Origin of the sequence: Enterobacter cloacae complex sp. IR53030 (genome assembly GCF_049238365.1) — a bacterium.
GTDB lineage: Bacteria > Pseudomonadota > Gammaproteobacteria > Enterobacterales > Enterobacteriaceae > Enterobacter > Enterobacter kobei.
Genome location: NZ_JBMKHA010000033.1, coordinates 1 through 14,490, shown reverse-complemented (window position 1 = coordinate 14,490; position 14,490 = coordinate 1). Strand labels below are relative to the sequence as shown.

12 protein-coding genes are annotated in these 14,490 nt (G+C 55.8%); 9 read left to right on the top strand and 3 right to left on the bottom strand.

The window, feature by feature from the left end:
• The first annotated feature begins 499 nt into the window (after nucleotides 1-499).
• Genes pgaA through pgaD form a run of 4 tightly spaced genes read left to right on the top strand, consistent with a single transcriptional unit; the run spans nucleotide 500 to nucleotide 6,648 of the window.
• Nucleotides 500-2,938 (top strand): poly-beta-1,6 N-acetyl-D-glucosamine export porin PgaA, encoded by a 2,439-nt coding sequence (gene pgaA / locus ACOTXR_RS23100; protein WP_222834710.1) that lies wholly within the window; start codon nucleotides 500-502, stop codon nucleotides 2,936-2,938.
• Between the two features lie 8 nt (nucleotides 2,939-2,946).
• The gene (gene pgaB, locus ACOTXR_RS23095) at nucleotides 2,947-4,896 is read left to right on the top strand and encodes a poly-beta-1,6-N-acetyl-D-glucosamine N-deacetylase PgaB (protein WP_058689866.1); all 1,950 of its coding nucleotides are present in this window, start codon (nucleotides 2,947-2,949) and stop codon (nucleotides 4,894-4,896) included.
• On the top strand, nucleotides 4,889-6,220 hold the full coding sequence (pgaC, locus tag ACOTXR_RS23090; RefSeq protein WP_058689867.1) for a poly-beta-1,6-N-acetyl-D-glucosamine synthase: 1,332 nt from the start codon (nucleotides 4,889-4,891) through the stop codon (nucleotides 6,218-6,220). Before pgaB ends, pgaC begins: the two co-directional genes overlap by 8 nt.
• Nucleotides 6,217-6,648, top strand: coding sequence for a poly-beta-1,6-N-acetyl-D-glucosamine biosynthesis protein PgaD (gene pgaD, locus ACOTXR_RS23085; protein ID WP_058689868.1), 432 nt, complete (start codon nucleotides 6,217-6,219; stop codon nucleotides 6,646-6,648). The genes pgaC and pgaD overlap by 4 nt, the downstream gene beginning before the upstream one ends.
• A 52-nt stretch (nucleotides 6,649-6,700) precedes the next feature.
• Here pgaD and gss read toward each other — a convergent pair whose 3' ends face one another.
• Nucleotides 6,701-8,563, bottom strand: coding sequence for a bifunctional glutathionylspermidine amidase/synthase (gene gss, locus ACOTXR_RS23080; protein WP_023331301.1), 1,863 nt, complete (start codon nucleotides 8,561-8,563; stop codon nucleotides 6,701-6,703).
• Nucleotides 8,564-8,743: 180 nt separating this feature from the next.
• Here gss and yghU point away from each other — a divergent pair, with 180 nt between their 5' ends.
• The 4 genes from yghU to ACOTXR_RS23060 all read left to right on the top strand — a co-directional run bounded on the left by yghU (nucleotide 8,744) and on the right by ACOTXR_RS23060 (nucleotide 10,990).
• Nucleotides 8,744-9,613, top strand: coding sequence for a glutathione-dependent disulfide-bond oxidoreductase (yghU, locus tag ACOTXR_RS23075; protein ID WP_014885224.1), 870 nt, complete (start codon nucleotides 8,744-8,746; stop codon nucleotides 9,611-9,613).
• 158 nt (nucleotides 9,614-9,771) lie between these two features.
• The gene (locus ACOTXR_RS23070; RefSeq protein WP_023337792.1) at nucleotides 9,772-10,104 is read left to right on the top strand and encodes a YMGG-like glycine zipper-containing protein; all 333 of its coding nucleotides are present in this window, start codon (nucleotides 9,772-9,774) and stop codon (nucleotides 10,102-10,104) included.
• A 193-nt stretch (nucleotides 10,105-10,297) separates the two neighbouring features.
• The gene (locus tag ACOTXR_RS23065; RefSeq protein WP_058689869.1) at nucleotides 10,298-10,630 is read left to right on the top strand and encodes a type II toxin-antitoxin system RelE/ParE family toxin; all 333 of its coding nucleotides are present in this window, start codon (nucleotides 10,298-10,300) and stop codon (nucleotides 10,628-10,630) included.
• A 12-nt stretch (nucleotides 10,631-10,642) separates the two neighbouring features.
• On the top strand, nucleotides 10,643-10,990 hold the full coding sequence (locus tag ACOTXR_RS23060; RefSeq protein WP_045268661.1) for a DNA-binding protein: 348 nt from the start codon (nucleotides 10,643-10,645) through the stop codon (nucleotides 10,988-10,990).
• A gap of 7 nt (nucleotides 10,991-10,997) precedes the next feature.
• Here the strand turns inward: ACOTXR_RS23060 and ACOTXR_RS23055 are convergent, their stop codons facing one another.
• Complete coding sequence (locus ACOTXR_RS23055) at nucleotides 10,998-12,545, bottom strand: methyl-accepting chemotaxis protein (RefSeq protein ID WP_149410128.1); 1,548 nt, start codon at nucleotides 12,543-12,545, stop codon at nucleotides 10,998-11,000.
• A gap of 257 nt (nucleotides 12,546-12,802) precedes the next feature.
• Here ACOTXR_RS23055 and ACOTXR_RS23050 point away from each other — a divergent pair, with 257 nt between their 5' ends.
• On the top strand, nucleotides 12,803-13,843 hold the full coding sequence (locus ACOTXR_RS23050; RefSeq protein ID WP_023331302.1) for an aldo/keto reductase: 1,041 nt from the start codon (nucleotides 12,803-12,805) through the stop codon (nucleotides 13,841-13,843).
• Between the two features lie 44 nt (nucleotides 13,844-13,887).
• Here ACOTXR_RS23050 and ACOTXR_RS23045 read toward each other — a convergent pair whose 3' ends face one another.
• The gene (locus tag ACOTXR_RS23045) at nucleotides 13,888-14,376 is read right to left on the bottom strand and encodes a TIGR00645 family protein (protein WP_014171606.1); all 489 of its coding nucleotides are present in this window, start codon (nucleotides 14,374-14,376) and stop codon (nucleotides 13,888-13,890) included.
• Nucleotides 14,377-14,490 lie beyond the last annotated feature (114 nt).

The following is a 14,490-nucleotide window of genomic DNA, read 5'->3' as shown; positions in this document are numbered from 1 at the left end:
GATGAGTAAGACTTCCTGTAGACCATCATTCAATGTCTGACATTAATTATAAATAAAAAAACAATCTCAGAAAAGACACTTCGCTAAACATTAAGAATTTTTGTCATGAAACTTCCCAAACATGCACAAGAAAGTACTTTAATTGATGCTTCCAGGCCTCATTAAAAATATAAACAAATTTGTCACAATAAAAATAAAACACTTAAATATCATAATGTTATAAATACAAAGCCCCTTCAATATAATCATAAAAAACCGCTCACTACAGAATTATCTCAAAACCACCCAGCCTCTATTCACCATATTTATCCGGCAACATATCAGGTGTACATTACCGTTTACCCAATCCACCGAGATAAGGATCCATAATTACCTTTTAGTAAGTACCCCATAACGTTACTGCATTCAGATTTAATGTTCTCATTTATCGCCTTTAACGCACAGTTAAAAGGCAGCCGTGTTATGCAATGGATTCATGATAAACAAATGGCAAATAGATATGGAAAGATCGCTTCGCTTCAATACGTTATTCTTTTATCGCACCCCAGGATTATTGTTACTGTTATTACTCTTTCCTGTTCTGGTTCAGGCAACGGAATCCGTTTATGAACAACAGATTCAACAGGCGCGTAACGGTAATTACACGCCGTTTCTTGATTATCTGCAGCATTATCAGCAACAGCACGCCCTGACGCCTGAACAGGTCGCAGACTGGTTACAGGTGGCATCCTGGGCAGGTCATGATGATGAGGTGATTGAGGTCTGGCAGCGTTATGGCATTTATATGCCGCTGCCCGCTCGCGGCGTTGCTGCCGTTGCCCAGGCCAGGAGAAATCAAAAAGCGTGGCAGCCAGCCTTATCGCTCTGGAAAGAGGCGTGCAGCCTTGCGCCGAATAACGATGATTATCGTATCGGCTATATCAAAACCCTGGCCGATGCCCGCATGGATGCACTCGCGCTGCAGGAAGCCCGGCAGCTGGTCACCCAAAACCCCACTCAGGCGCATCTTCGGACGCTCTCGTATGTCTGGTTACGCCAGGGAAAAAGCTGGGATCGGCTTCTGGTGGACACGCGCGCACTGGCTACCGCGCCAGAGAATAATGTCCTGCTCAGCGAGCTTGTCGACGCCCTGACGGATAACCGCGTGAATACCCCCGCGCTCGTACTTTCACAGCGGGTGCCGCTGTACCCGGCGGAGCGTCGCCGTCTTGAGCGTAACGCCGCCGCCGAAAGGGTTCGCCTTGCCGATGTGCCAGGCAGAACAGAAAAGGAGCGCCTGCAGCTTGCGCAATCTGCGCTGAATCGTTACGACGTTCTGCTTTCTCGCTGGAAAAGCGAGCCGCAGGCGGCGGAAGATGTCATCCTTGCGCGTATAGACCGGCTCGGCGCGCTGTACGCCCATGCTGATTATCCGCGGGTCATCAGCGAGTATCAGGATCTTATGGCAGCGCAGCACCCGGTGCCGGACTGGGCAATCGGCTGGGTTATCTCCGCGTATCTTCAGGAGAAAAACGCCGATGCCGCCTTCTCGCTTCTGCAACGCTATCCGCAATATGCCGCCGATCCGCAGGACGATGAGCACGCGCTTTTCTACGCCTGGCTGGATACCGGGCAGTATCGGGCCGCCCGCCAGTATGTAGAGCGCCAGACCCGTAACGTCCCCTGGACCCGCTACGATTTCGGTTCCCCTACCCCTCAGCCGAACGATCGATGGCTCACCGGGCAGTCTCTCCGTTTTAACTATCTGCTGGCGACCCACGCCCTGCCTGAAGCCGAAAAGCTATCTCAGCGTCTGGCGACAACGGCGCCGGGCAACCAGGGATTGCAGATTGACTACGCCACTTTGCTACAGGCGCGGGGCCTGCCGCGTGCGGCCGAGCAGAAGCTGAAAATGGCGGAGGCACTGGAGCCATCAAATCTGGAGCTTGAGCAGCAGCAGGCTTACGTCGCCATGGATCTACAGGAGTGGCAAGAGATGGATTTACTGGCCGACGACGTGCTTGCTCGCGCACCGGTCGATCGCAGTGCCCGTCGTCTGGACAGGCTCAGAACGGTTCATCATATGTCCGAGCTTCGCCTCAATGCGAGCAAGGGTTTGCACTCCGATAACCCCGTCAGCGGTACGCACGACCTGAACTGGGACGCCACGATCTATGGCCCGCCAGTTGCGGATAACTGGCGGCTGTTTGCCGGCACCCGCTATGCAGAGGGTAATTTCGATGAAGGCAAAGGCACCAGCCGCCACCTCCTGGGCGGCGTGGAATGGCGGCCTCGTGACCTCCAGCTCGAAGCCGAGCTTTCCAGTAACCTCTATCACGGCGCGAACAAGCCGGGGGCTCGCCTTTCCACAACTTACTTTCTCACCGATAACTGGCAGCTCAGCGGCAGCCTTGAACGCGTAGCTCGCACCACGCCCTTACGGGCATTACGCAACGGGATTAGCGCCAACCGGGGGGAAGGCGGCGTGCGCTGGTATCAAAACGAGCGACGTGAGTATCAGTTTAGCGCCGCCGTCAGCCGCTTCTCAGACCACAACCGCCGTCAGGAATACACCCTTACGGGTAAGGAGCGTCTCTGGCAAACCCCGTCCCTGACGCTGGATCTCGAACCGGGGATCGCCGCCAGTAAAAACAGCCTGCGGGACACGCTCTATTACAACCCGGCGCGGGATCTGTCCGTAACGGCCGCTCTGTCCGTCGATCATGAGATGTATCGCCATTACGACACCCTCTGGAGCCAGCAGTTCGTGGCAGGCGGCGGCAGCTACTGGCAGAAAAACCAGTCCGCCGGGGCCATCACCCTGCTGGGCTACGGACAACGCATCCAGTGGAACAACGTCATCGATACCGGCGTGATGCTGAACTGGGATAAACGCCCTTACGACGGCAAGCGCGAGAGCAATCTCTCCGTCACGTTTGATGCGACTTTACGCTTTTAAGGATGAATATGCTGAACATACGTTTTTCCGTGAGTGTGATACTCATCGGCTGGTTCTGCCTCAGCGCGAGCATTTGCGCCCAGGCACTCCCGTTTATTGCCCCCAAAGAGAGACCCCAGCTGGAGGCGAGCAAGCCCTGGCCAACGAATCGATTTCTGGTGCTGGCCTACCACGACGTCGAAGATGATGCCGCCGATCAGCGTTACCTCTCCGTTCGCACCAGCGCGTTAAACGAGCAAATAAGCTGGCTTTTGCATAACGGCTATCACGCCATCAGCGTGCAGGACATTCTGGATGCCCATGACGGAAAAAAAACGCTGCCGCCGAAAGCCGTTTTGCTCAGTTTTGACGACGGCTACAGCAGCTTTTATACCCGCGTCTGGCCACTGCTTCAGGCCTGGAACGTCCCTGCCCTTTGGGCACCAGTAGGCAGTTGGGTGGACACGCCAGCAAATCAAAAGGTCAATTTTGGTGGTCTGATGACGCCCCGCGATCGCTTCGCAACGTGGGACATGGTGCGCGAGCTCAGCCAGTCTCCGCTGATTGAGATCGGCTCACATACCTGGGCCTCCCATTACGGTATCGTGGCTAACCCTCAGGGAAGCCGCGAGCCTGCCATCGCCAATCGCTTTTACGATAAGGCGACGGGCCGCTATGAAACCGATCGGCAGTTTAGCCAGCGGATCGGCGACGACGTGCGTAAAGTGACCGAGAAAATCACGCAGGTGACGGGCAAAGCACCGCGCGCCTGGGTCTGGCCTTACGGTGCCGCCAACGGTACGTCGCTCGCCATCGCCAGACAACAGGGTTACCAGCTGGCCTTTACGCTGGAAGACGGTCTGGGGGACGTAAATGACCCTGGCAACATTCCCCGTCTGCTGATCGCCGGTAATCCTTCGCTAAAAACCTTTGCCAGTACGGTCAGCCAGATCCAGGAACACGATCCCGTTCGCGTCATGCACGTCGACCTCGACTACGTTTACGATCCCGATCCGGCCCAGCAAACCCAAAATATCAACAGGCTGATCCAGCGAGTCTACGACATGAAAATCAGCCATGTTTTCCTGCAGGCGTTTGCCGACCCGCAGGGCGATGGCCGGATCAAAGCGCTCTATTTCCCCAACCGTCGGCTTCCGGTCCGCGCCGATCTGTTCAATTTTGTCTCCTGGCAGCTCCAGACCCGTGCGGGGGTGAAAGTCTTCGCGTGGATGCCGGTGCTCTCGTTCGATCTCGATCCCTCCCTGCCGCGCGTGCAGCGTCGGGATCGTCAAACGGGCCAGCTGCACGAGGCCACTGAACCTTATATCCGGCTCTCCCCGTGGAACCCGCAGGTTCGCCAGCAGGTGACGGACATCTATGAAGATCTGGCCCGCTATAGCACCTTCAATGGGATTTTGTTCCATGACGATGCGGTGCTGACGGACGTTGACGATGCCGGACAAGACGCCGCTCAGGACACAACGCGTCAGAAAAGCCGTCTGCTGATGGGCTTTACCCGTGCGCTGGGCCAGGCGGTGAAGCACATCCGGGGACCGCAGATCAAAACCGCACGCAATATGTTCGTCTTACCCATCCTGGAGCCTGAAAGCGAAGCCTGGTTTGCACAGAATCTTGATGATTTTCTGGCGGCCTATGACTGGACGGTGCCGATGGCCATGCCGCTGATGGAGTCCGTTCCGGCGAACGAAAGCGACGCCTGGCTGACGCGTCTGGTTAACGTGGTCGCCGCTCGTCCCGGCGCGCTCGATAAAACCATTTTCGAACTGCAGGCCAGAGACTGGGAGCAAAAACCGCAGCGTGCCGTTTCCGATAAACAGCTTGTCCAGTGGATGCGCGTTCTCCAGCTGAACGGCGTCAAAAACTACGGCTACTACCCCGACGATTTCATCAACAACCAGCCTGATATCTCCCGCATCAGGCCTGAATTTTCTTCCTACTGGTACCCTGACAATGACTGATCGCATCATCGCTTTTTCTATTTTGTGTCTGGTATTCGGGTTGCCTTTAGGCGTGGCCGCCCTTTTTACCGGCGAACTGATTCTGGATTTTGTGTTCTTCTGGCCGCTGTTCATGTCCGTGCTCTGGGTCACCGGCGGACTCTATTTCTGGTTTCAGCTTGAACGCCACTGGTCGTGGGATAAAGAGACCCCACCACCCTCGCTCGCTGGCGAGCCGCTTATTTCCATTCTGATCCCCTGTTTCAATGAGGAAAGGAACGCCAGAGAGACCATCAGCGCCGCGCTGGATCAGCGGTATAAGAACATAGAGGTTATCGCCATTAACGATGGCTCTTCTGATAACACGGCGGACGTGCTGCAGCAGCTGGCGCAGGAGCAGCCGCGCCTGCGGGTAATTAACCTCGCGGAAAATCAGGGAAAAGCCGTCGCGCTAAAAGCGGGTGCCGCGGCAGCCCGGGGCGATCTGCTGGTCTGCATTGATGGCGACGCCCTGCTCGACCGCGACACTGCGGTTTATCTGGTAGCCCCGCTGATTCAGTATCCTCACGTCGGCGCGGTCACCGGCAATCCACGCATTCGCACGCGATCCTCGCTGATTGGGCGCATTCAGGTGGGCGAGTTCTCGTCCATTATTGGCCTTATCAAACGCACGCAGCGGATCTATGGCCGGGTCTTTACCGTGTCCGGCGTCATCGCCGCCTTTCGCCGCCAGGCGCTGGCGGATGTCGGGTACTGGAGCCCGGATATGATCACGGAAGACATCGACATAAGCTGGAAGCTTCAGCTGCGCCACTGGGACATCTTTTTCGAGCCGCGGGCGCTGTGCTGGATACTGATGCCGGAGACGCTCAAAGGCCTGTGGAAACAGCGCCTGCGCTGGGCTCAGGGCGGCGCGGAGGTTTTTCTGGTCAACCTTCGCAAGGTTGTGCGCTGGGAACATCATCGCATGTGGCCCCTGTTTCTGGAGTACGCGCTGTCCACGCTGTGGGCGTTCGCTTACGCGATGACGGTACTGCTGTTCATTATCAGCCAGGTCGCGCCGATTCCCGCCAGGCTGACCGTTGAGACCCTGTTCCCACCCGCGTTCACCGGTCTGCTGTTGGGCGTCATGTGCCTGCTGCAGTTCCTGGTCAGTTTGTTCATCGAGCGACGATACGAGCAGAAGGTGGCAAGCTCGCTTTTCTGGGTGATTTGGTTCCCGATGGTGTACTGGATGATTGGCCTGTTCACTACCCTCGTCGCGTTTCCGAAAGTCATGCTTAAACGTCAGCGTGCCCGCGCGCGCTGGATCAGTCCGGACCGGGGAAAAGGAAGCATTCAATGAACGAAAATACCTTAATTTTGACTGAACATCGGCTGTTCCCACGTCTTTTCGATGCCGCGTTAACTCTGGTGGCGTGGGGAGGATTTCTGTTTTTCCTGTATGCCAGGCTGTGGATGCAGTTAACCGAAGAGAGTGAACACCGGTGGAGCGTCATTCTTGCCTCCTTTAATACGGTGTTGATCTATTTGCTGTTCGCCGCGCTTAACGGATGGCTGCTGATTTTGTGGTATCAGTACAACCGCCGCCGCACGCATGTAAGACGGCGTCAGCCGGGCTATTTTCACCAGGAGGAGCTGGCCCGCAGCTTTAATGTCTCACCACAGATCATCTCCGAGATGAGCCAGTACAACCTGCTGACGGTCTATCACGATCGGATTGGCCGTATTATTGATCTAAAGATCAGTCAACAGGACGAGGAAGAAGAGTGAAGAAACGTCCCCGCAGAATGGTCTGCGGGGAGCTATTTCGAGCGGTTCTGAGTTACTTATCCTTCACCACAATCAGCGGTTCAATATCGCTCTCTTTCTTCACCACCAGCGAGTCATCTCCGCGCAGACAGGTGCCGCCGTAGTTCCCGCCGACGGTAAAGGTGCAGACCTGAATGTACTTGCCGTCAACGTTTGGCAGGCACCACAGCTGCTGGTAAATGTTTTTGCGATCGATAAACTTGCCGCTGGATTTATCCAGCAGTTCGTCCTGGGCGCTAATGAGATCGATATTGCTGCCGCAGCGTCCGGCAATCGGCTTGACGGCATAACCGGTCTGTTTCAGCAGGTCGTTAACCTCAAAATCGGTGTCGAGCAGGTAACGGTGGTTCGGGAAAAGCTGCCACAGTACCGGCAGAATGGCTTTGTTACCCGGTATCACCGTCCACAGCGGCTCAAAGACCAGCACTTCCGGACGCAGCAGGACGTCGATCAGGCGCACTTCACCCTCGGGATGTCCGGTCCGAATCGGCACGGCGGCATATTCGGTTTCGCTGACCTCGCGGATTTGCTCTATCGCCGTTTCCCACGCCCAGGTTTTCCACACGCAGTTGACGTGGCGACCTTCGTCGTCAATCAGCTGCCCGGCAGCATCCCAGCTCAGCGCCCCCAGCCCGTGCAGAATTTTGGTTTCAAACCCGGCCTGCAGCAGTGAACGCTGAATAAAGAGCGCGTGATAATCCTCTTCGACATCGTTGTCCTGCATGATGTGCACGAACGGACGCGCGTGGCTGTGTTTCCACGCGCCGGTCAGCTCTTCCAGCAACCCTTCTGCCGGGTTATGACCGTGGCCGCGATAACCGTTTTTCACCCACTCTTCGAGAATCAACCCGCCCTCGGTATGGCAGGACGCGGAGTCGGCATTGTACTCGTAGACCTTAATCCCGCGCTCATCCATGCAAAAATCCATACGGCCGGTGATCATATGGTGACGACGCCACTGCCAGGAGAGGCGCAGGCGCGGCCAGAGGATTTTTGGAATGTCGAAAAGCGCCAGCAAATTGTCATCTTTCAGCACCTTGTCCGTCGCGTGCAGGTACATCAGGTGCAGTTCGTTGGTGGCCTTGATCAGCTCCTGCTCGGCGCTTTCGGTGATGGTGAAGTACTGGCAGGGATCTTTATTGATCACATGACCGTTCGCGCGGATATACGCCTGCTGCAGCGCGTCATTTTCGTTGAGCCATTTTCCGTCGAACTGACGTTTGTTTTTCAGCCGCGCACCGCGAATTTTCAGCAGTTCGCCGTCGATTTCCGGCTGGGGAATGCTGTGTTCCGTGTCGTCGGTCTGGATCATCCAGCCGAGAATTTCCGTGTCGCTGAAGGTGTCATGGATTGTGTAACATCCGTTCTCCACGCTCAGCCGCAGCTCGCGCGTCCACTGCTGCCCGAGCGGCAGCGGGGAGTGCAGGACGTTCTGCTCTGCAATGCGCACCTTGTCGTCCAGAAGCTGGGTGATTACCGCCACGTGGCCGGTCTCATGAAACTCTCCGCCCTTTTGCCAGATCAGCAGCGCCCCGGCGCGCGGCGCACGCTTCGAGCCATTGGCAAACGCCTGAAGGGGCAGAATGTTATCGTTCACTACCTGACGCAAAAAGCGCAGGGAGAAGATCTCCCACGCCATGCCGACGTCGGTAAACACGAAACCATAGTTGAGGAACAGGAAACGGCGGGCAAACTCAACACACTGCCATTTGTGGCCCATGTATTCGTTGCCGATATAACTGCGAAAATCCGCATCTTCCGGGTATTTTCGCGGGTCCAGACTGCCGTAATTTGAGGAGTAAATCGCCACACCACCCGGCGCATAGCCTAACAACGTCCCGAATGGCGCATCACTGCTTAACTTTCCTTTACGCATGTATCCAACCTAAAACAGGCAGGCGGCAATTTTTTGAAGGGTTGTCGTCTGCACGTTGTAATTAACCTGACAGAGGTGGAATTATCATACACCTGCCCTGTCCATTACGCTCGCATCGTTAAACGGTTCCCCTGCCACCTGCTAAACTGCCTCAACACAACACCAAAGAGGCAGGCCAACATGTCAGACGAAAACACCTATCAGCCACCGAAAGTGTGGGAATGGAAAAAGAACGGCGGCGGCGCGTTCGCCAATATTAACCGCCCGATTTCGGGCGCGACGCATGAGAAAGATCTCCCCGTGGGCTCCCATCCGCTGCAACTTTATTCGCTGGGAACACCTAACGGCCAGAAAGTGACCATCATGCTTGAAGAGCTGCTGGCGCTGGGCGTGACGGGCGCGGAGTATGACGCCTGGTTGATCCGCATCGGCGAGGGCGATCAGTTCTCCAGCGGGTTCGTTGAAGTGAACCCGAACTCGAAAATACCGGCGCTGCGGGATCACTCCACGACCCCACCAACGCGCGTCTTTGAATCCGGCAATATCCTGCTCTATCTGGCAGAGAAATTTGGTCACTTCCTGCCGAAAGATCCGGCGGGACGCACCGAAACGCTGAACTGGTTGTTCTGGCTGCAGGGCGCGGCGCCATTCCTGGGCGGCGGTTTTGGTCACTTCTACAACTACGCGCCAGTGAAAATTGAGTACGCGATCGATCGCTTTACCATGGAAGCCAAACGCCTGTTCGACGTGCTGGATAAACAGCTGGCGCGCGGCCGTTACGTGGCGGGCGAGGAGTACACCATCGCGGATATGGCGATCTGGCCATGGTTTGGCTGCGTGGCCCTGGGTAGCGTCTATAACGCCGCCGAGTTCCTGGATGCCGAAAAGTACACCAACGTCCAGCGTTGGGCGAAAGACGTGGCGAACCGCCATGCCGTGAAGCGTGGACGCATCGTTAACCGCACCAGCGGCGAGCTGAACGAGCAACTGCACGAACGCCACGCGGCGAGCGACTTCGATACCAACACGGAAGACAAGCGTCAGGCGTAATGCTTTGCCGGGCGGGCCACCGCCCGGCAGATGAGATCCTTGCCAGGGGCATGATTAGCCTAAAGGTTGAGCCGCAATTGCTGGCACTATCTGGCCGTTTTTCTCGCGCAGATGTGAGAAACGACGTATCAACCGACAGCAGTCACAAAGGATCTGTTATGAAACTTCTTAAAACAACGCTGGTCATCAGCGCTCTCCTTTTTTCCACCTCGGGAATGGCCATCGACAAAACCGCCGCTGGCGCGGTAGCGGGCGCCGCCATTGGCGCGGCCACAGGCAAAGATCTGAAATCCACCGTCGGCGGTGCCGTTGTTGGCGCAGGTACAGGTGCCATGTTCAAAAACGGCGAAAAAGGTAAAGACGCACGTAAGGGGGGGGCCGTGGGTGCCGTCGTTGGCGCAGGAGCGGCTGCCGTGACGGGCAAGAGTGTGCTGAAAGGAGCGGCCGTGGGTGCGGGCACGGGTGCACTGATTGGCGAAGCGACCCATTGATAAGCATTGCCGGGCAGCGCTGCGTTTTGCCCGGCCACAGCGTTGTTCAATAATCCCCCCCTGCCAAATCTCTCGTTTTTGCGATCCGCTTTCTGAAAATTATCTTCCCACTCAGTTATTACGATGCAAACAATTGCCTGTCGTAGCCTGAAGATTACAATGCTTTGCTTATCGTAAACTACAGGCTACAATAATGGCTAACGTTAAACACTACATTACAGCTGATGGATATGATCCTTTTGATGCATATCTGCGAAGTTTGAAAGATCCCATAGCAAAAGCCATGATTGCCACGCGTGTCGCCAGAATGTCGACGGGTAACTATGGCGATTGCAAACCATGCAGAGAGAGTGTTTCAGAGCTCAGAATTCACCGGGGACCCGGTTATCGTGTCTATTTTAGTGAAGTCTCCGATCCGGCAGATGGCGCAGTATGTCTGGTGCTATTGACTGGAACGAAAAAAAAGCAAAATGCAGACATTGAAAGGGCCGTTGAGTACCTCAACGACTACAAGCGCAGAATATAAGAGGAAATCGCAATGGCTAAATCAGCACTTCATGATGACGCAATGGTACAACTCCTGAAAGATTCTCCGGATTTCGCGCCCGTCTATCTTCACCAGGCTTTCATTGAAATTGACGAGCCCGGAGGCTATGAGGCGTTCATGCTCGCCTTACGGCATGTGATCGAAGCCTCTGGCGGGATGACTGTTATTGCAAAACGTGCTGGCATTTCTCGCGAATCACTTTATAAATCACTCTCACCAAACGGGAACCCCTCATTTAAGCGTATCGCAGAAGTGGCATCTGCAACGGGATATCCGATTTCCCGAATTGCAACAGCAGGGTTAAACGATAATACAAGGCCGCATCAGGCGGCCTTGTAACGTTGTGTTATGCCGTCAGGCGGAACTTTTGCACCGAACGCTGAAGCTCTTCGGTCTGACGTTCCAGCGCGGCGGCTGCCGCGGAAACCTCCTCCACCAGCGAGGCGTTTTGCTGGGTGACGCCGTCCATCTGCGTAATGGCAATCCCGACCTGCGAAATGCCCTTGCTTTGCTCTTCAGAAGCGGAAGCGATTTGCTTCATAATGGTCGTCACTTCCGTCACGTCGCGTAAGATGGCATCCATGGTCGTGCCCGTGTCGCCCACCAGCTGTGCCCCCTGTTCTACGCGATTAACCGAATCAGCAATCAGCCCCTCAATTTCCTTGGCCGCGTTGGCGCTGCGGCTTGCCAGATTACGGACTTCCCCCGCGACGACGGCGAAACCGCGGCCCTGCTCGCCCGCGCGTGCCGCTTCAACGGCTGCGTTGAGCGCCAGGATATTGGTCTGGAAGGCAATACTGTTGATGACGTTGGTGATTTCAGCAATTTTCTTCGAGCTTTCGGAAATACCGCTCATGGTGGTAACCACCTCTTCCACCAGCGAACCGCCGCGGCTGGCAGTGGTTGAAGCCACATCGGCAAGCTGGCTGGCCTGACGCGCGCTTTCCGCGTTCAGTTTCACGGTGGCGGTCAGCTGTTCCATGCTGGCCGCCGTCTCTTCCAGTGCGGCAGCCTGCTCTTCGGTACGCGAAGAGAGATCGTTATTGCCGCTGGAGATTTCCGTCGCCCCGCGCCAGATATTTTCACTGCCCGAGCGAATCGTACTGACGGCTTCACGCAGGCTGTCCTGCATGGCACTCAGCAGGGGAACCAGTTGTCCCACACAGTTGCGGCCGAACGGCGCAATGGGCTGGCTGAGATCGCCCTGGGCAATCTGGCGGAACTGCTGGCGGATACGCTCCAGCGGTTTTACCAGCATCGCCACCAGGTAACGGTCGGTAAAGAGCAGAATCAGCAGACCGATAATCGTGGCGACGATAATCACCGTGCGGGTCATACTGGTCAGGCCGTCCACCACCACGCGGGTACTGTCGAGCGTATTCGCGGCGGCAGTGTTGAACGCCTCGGCAGCCGCACCGAACGCACGGCTCAGCGGTGGCGTGACGTTGTTGGCCTGCTGGCGGTAGCCTTCCAGAGCCCCCTGCTTCGCCTGCGCCATTTGCGGCGTCACGCCCTGGTCGAGCAGCGCCTGCCAGGAGTCGATCACCCGGGATGCGATCGCCTCATCCATCGGGCCGGGTGACATCGCTTTCATCTCGGCCAGTTTCTTGCCCATGTTATCCAGCGCCTGTTGGGCGGAGGACAAATCGGGCGTGCCGCCAGCGGCTTTGACTTCCATTGCGCGGCTCAGGCGGGTCACGAAGCGGAAATACTGATCGTTGCCCTGGCTCAGTACCGTCATCTGTTTCACCAGATGGCGATCAACTTCATTGCCCTCTGAAACGCGTGACAAAGACCAGGTGCTGTACAGCCCAACGCCCGCCCACATTAAACAAAAGATCCCGAGAATCGTCAGCATGACGAAGCGGATCGTGAAATTACGTAGCATATTCATAATATTTCCTTGCCGTGAGGGTGAATTCGCCCAGAGGCGAGTACTCCTCTCTTTATCGGCAGGCAGCGCGGAAATTATAACCTTTTGTGATTATTTTTAATTAGCGCGGCTTCACAGGTCGCACAGCCAGGGTTAATTATTACCTTTCAATATGAAGGGGTTAAACCCTGTCATCGCTTCTGTGAACAATTTATGATTTGATAAACGCAGAATAAAAACGCTGTTTCGAAAATTCATTAAATAAGAAAGGAGACATCATGTCCTGGCACCCTTCCCCTGACCGCTACGAGAACATGCAGTACCGCTATTGTGGAAAGAGCGGCCTGCGCCTGCCAGCGCTGTCGCTGGGTCTGTGGCATAGCTTTGGCCACGTCCAGCCTCTCGATGCCCAGCGCGCACTGCTACGTAAAGCCTTCGATCTCGGCATTACCCATTTCGATCTTGCCAACAACTACGGCCCACCGGCAGGGAGCGCAGAGGAGAACTTTGGCCGCCTGCTGCGAGAGGACTTTGCCGCGTACCGCGACGAGCTCATCATCTCCACTAAAGCCGGTTACGACATGTGGCCGGGGCCGTACGGTTCAGGCGGTTCACGCAAATACCTGCTCGCCAGCCTCGATCAAAGCCTGAAACGCATGGGGGTCGAGTACGTTGATATTTTCTACTCCCACCGCGTGGATGAAAATACGCCGATGGAAGAGACGGCCTCAGCGCTGGCTCACGCCGTGCAGAGCGGCAAAGCGCTGTACGTCGGGATCTCGTCCTACTCAACGGAGCGCACTCAAAAAATGGCCGGGTTACTGCGCGAGTGGAAGATCCCACTGCTCATCCACCAGCCGTCCTATAACCTGCTTAACCGCTGGGTCGATAAGACCGGATTGCTGGATGCGCTGGAAGCAAACGGTACGGGGTGTATTGCCTTTACCCCGCTGGCGCAGGGTCTGCTGACCGGGAAATACCTGAACGGCATTCCGGAAGGTTCACGCATGCAGCGAGAAGGGCATAAGGTGCGCGGGCTGACAGAGAAGATGCTGACCGACGCCAACCTGAGCAGTCTTCGTCTGCTCAATGAGATGGCACAGGCGCGTGGCCAGACCATGGCGCAAATGGCGTTGAGCTGGTTACTGAAAGATGCGCGCGTGACGTCAGTGCTGATTGGTGCCAGCCGTCCGGAACAGCTTGAGGAGAACGTCCGGGCGCTGGATAACCTGCGCTTTACAGAGGACGAACTCACGCGGATTGACCAGCATGTTGCGGATGGGGAGTTGAATCTGTGGCAGGCGTCGTCGGATAAATAGTGCAGATTGATGCCCTCTCCCCTCTGGGGAGAGGGATATGCACTTTACTTCTTACTGATCTTATCCAGATACCCCATCACAAACGCCGACAGCACAAACGTCAGGTGGATAATCACGTACCACATCAGTTTATTATCCGGGACATTCTTCGCGTCCATAAACACGCGCAACAGGTGGATAGAGGAGATCGCCACAATCGACGCTGCCACTTTATTCTTCAGCGACGAGGCATCCATTTTGCCCAGCCAGTTGAGCTTCTCCTTGCGCTCGTCGATATCAAGCTGGGAGACAAAATTCTCGTAGCCGGAAAACATCACCATCACCAGCAATCCCCCCACCAGGGTCATATCCACCAGCGACAGCAGAACCAGAATCAGGTCCGCTTCGGCAATGGAAAAAATGTTCGGCAGAACATGCAGGATTTCCTGAAAAAACTTAATCGTCAGCGCGATAAGTGCCAGCGAAAGGCCAAAATAGACGGGAGCCAGTATCCAGCGGGAGGCGTACATGGCATTTTCAAAGAAGCGTTCCATAAAGTCCTGTTTGCAAAAGAAACCAGCGCCCAGTATATCTCAACGGCGCTGGCTGTTTGCAAGAACTCAACTGTTCATGACTTAGGGAAGGTGCGAACAAGTTCCTGATATGAG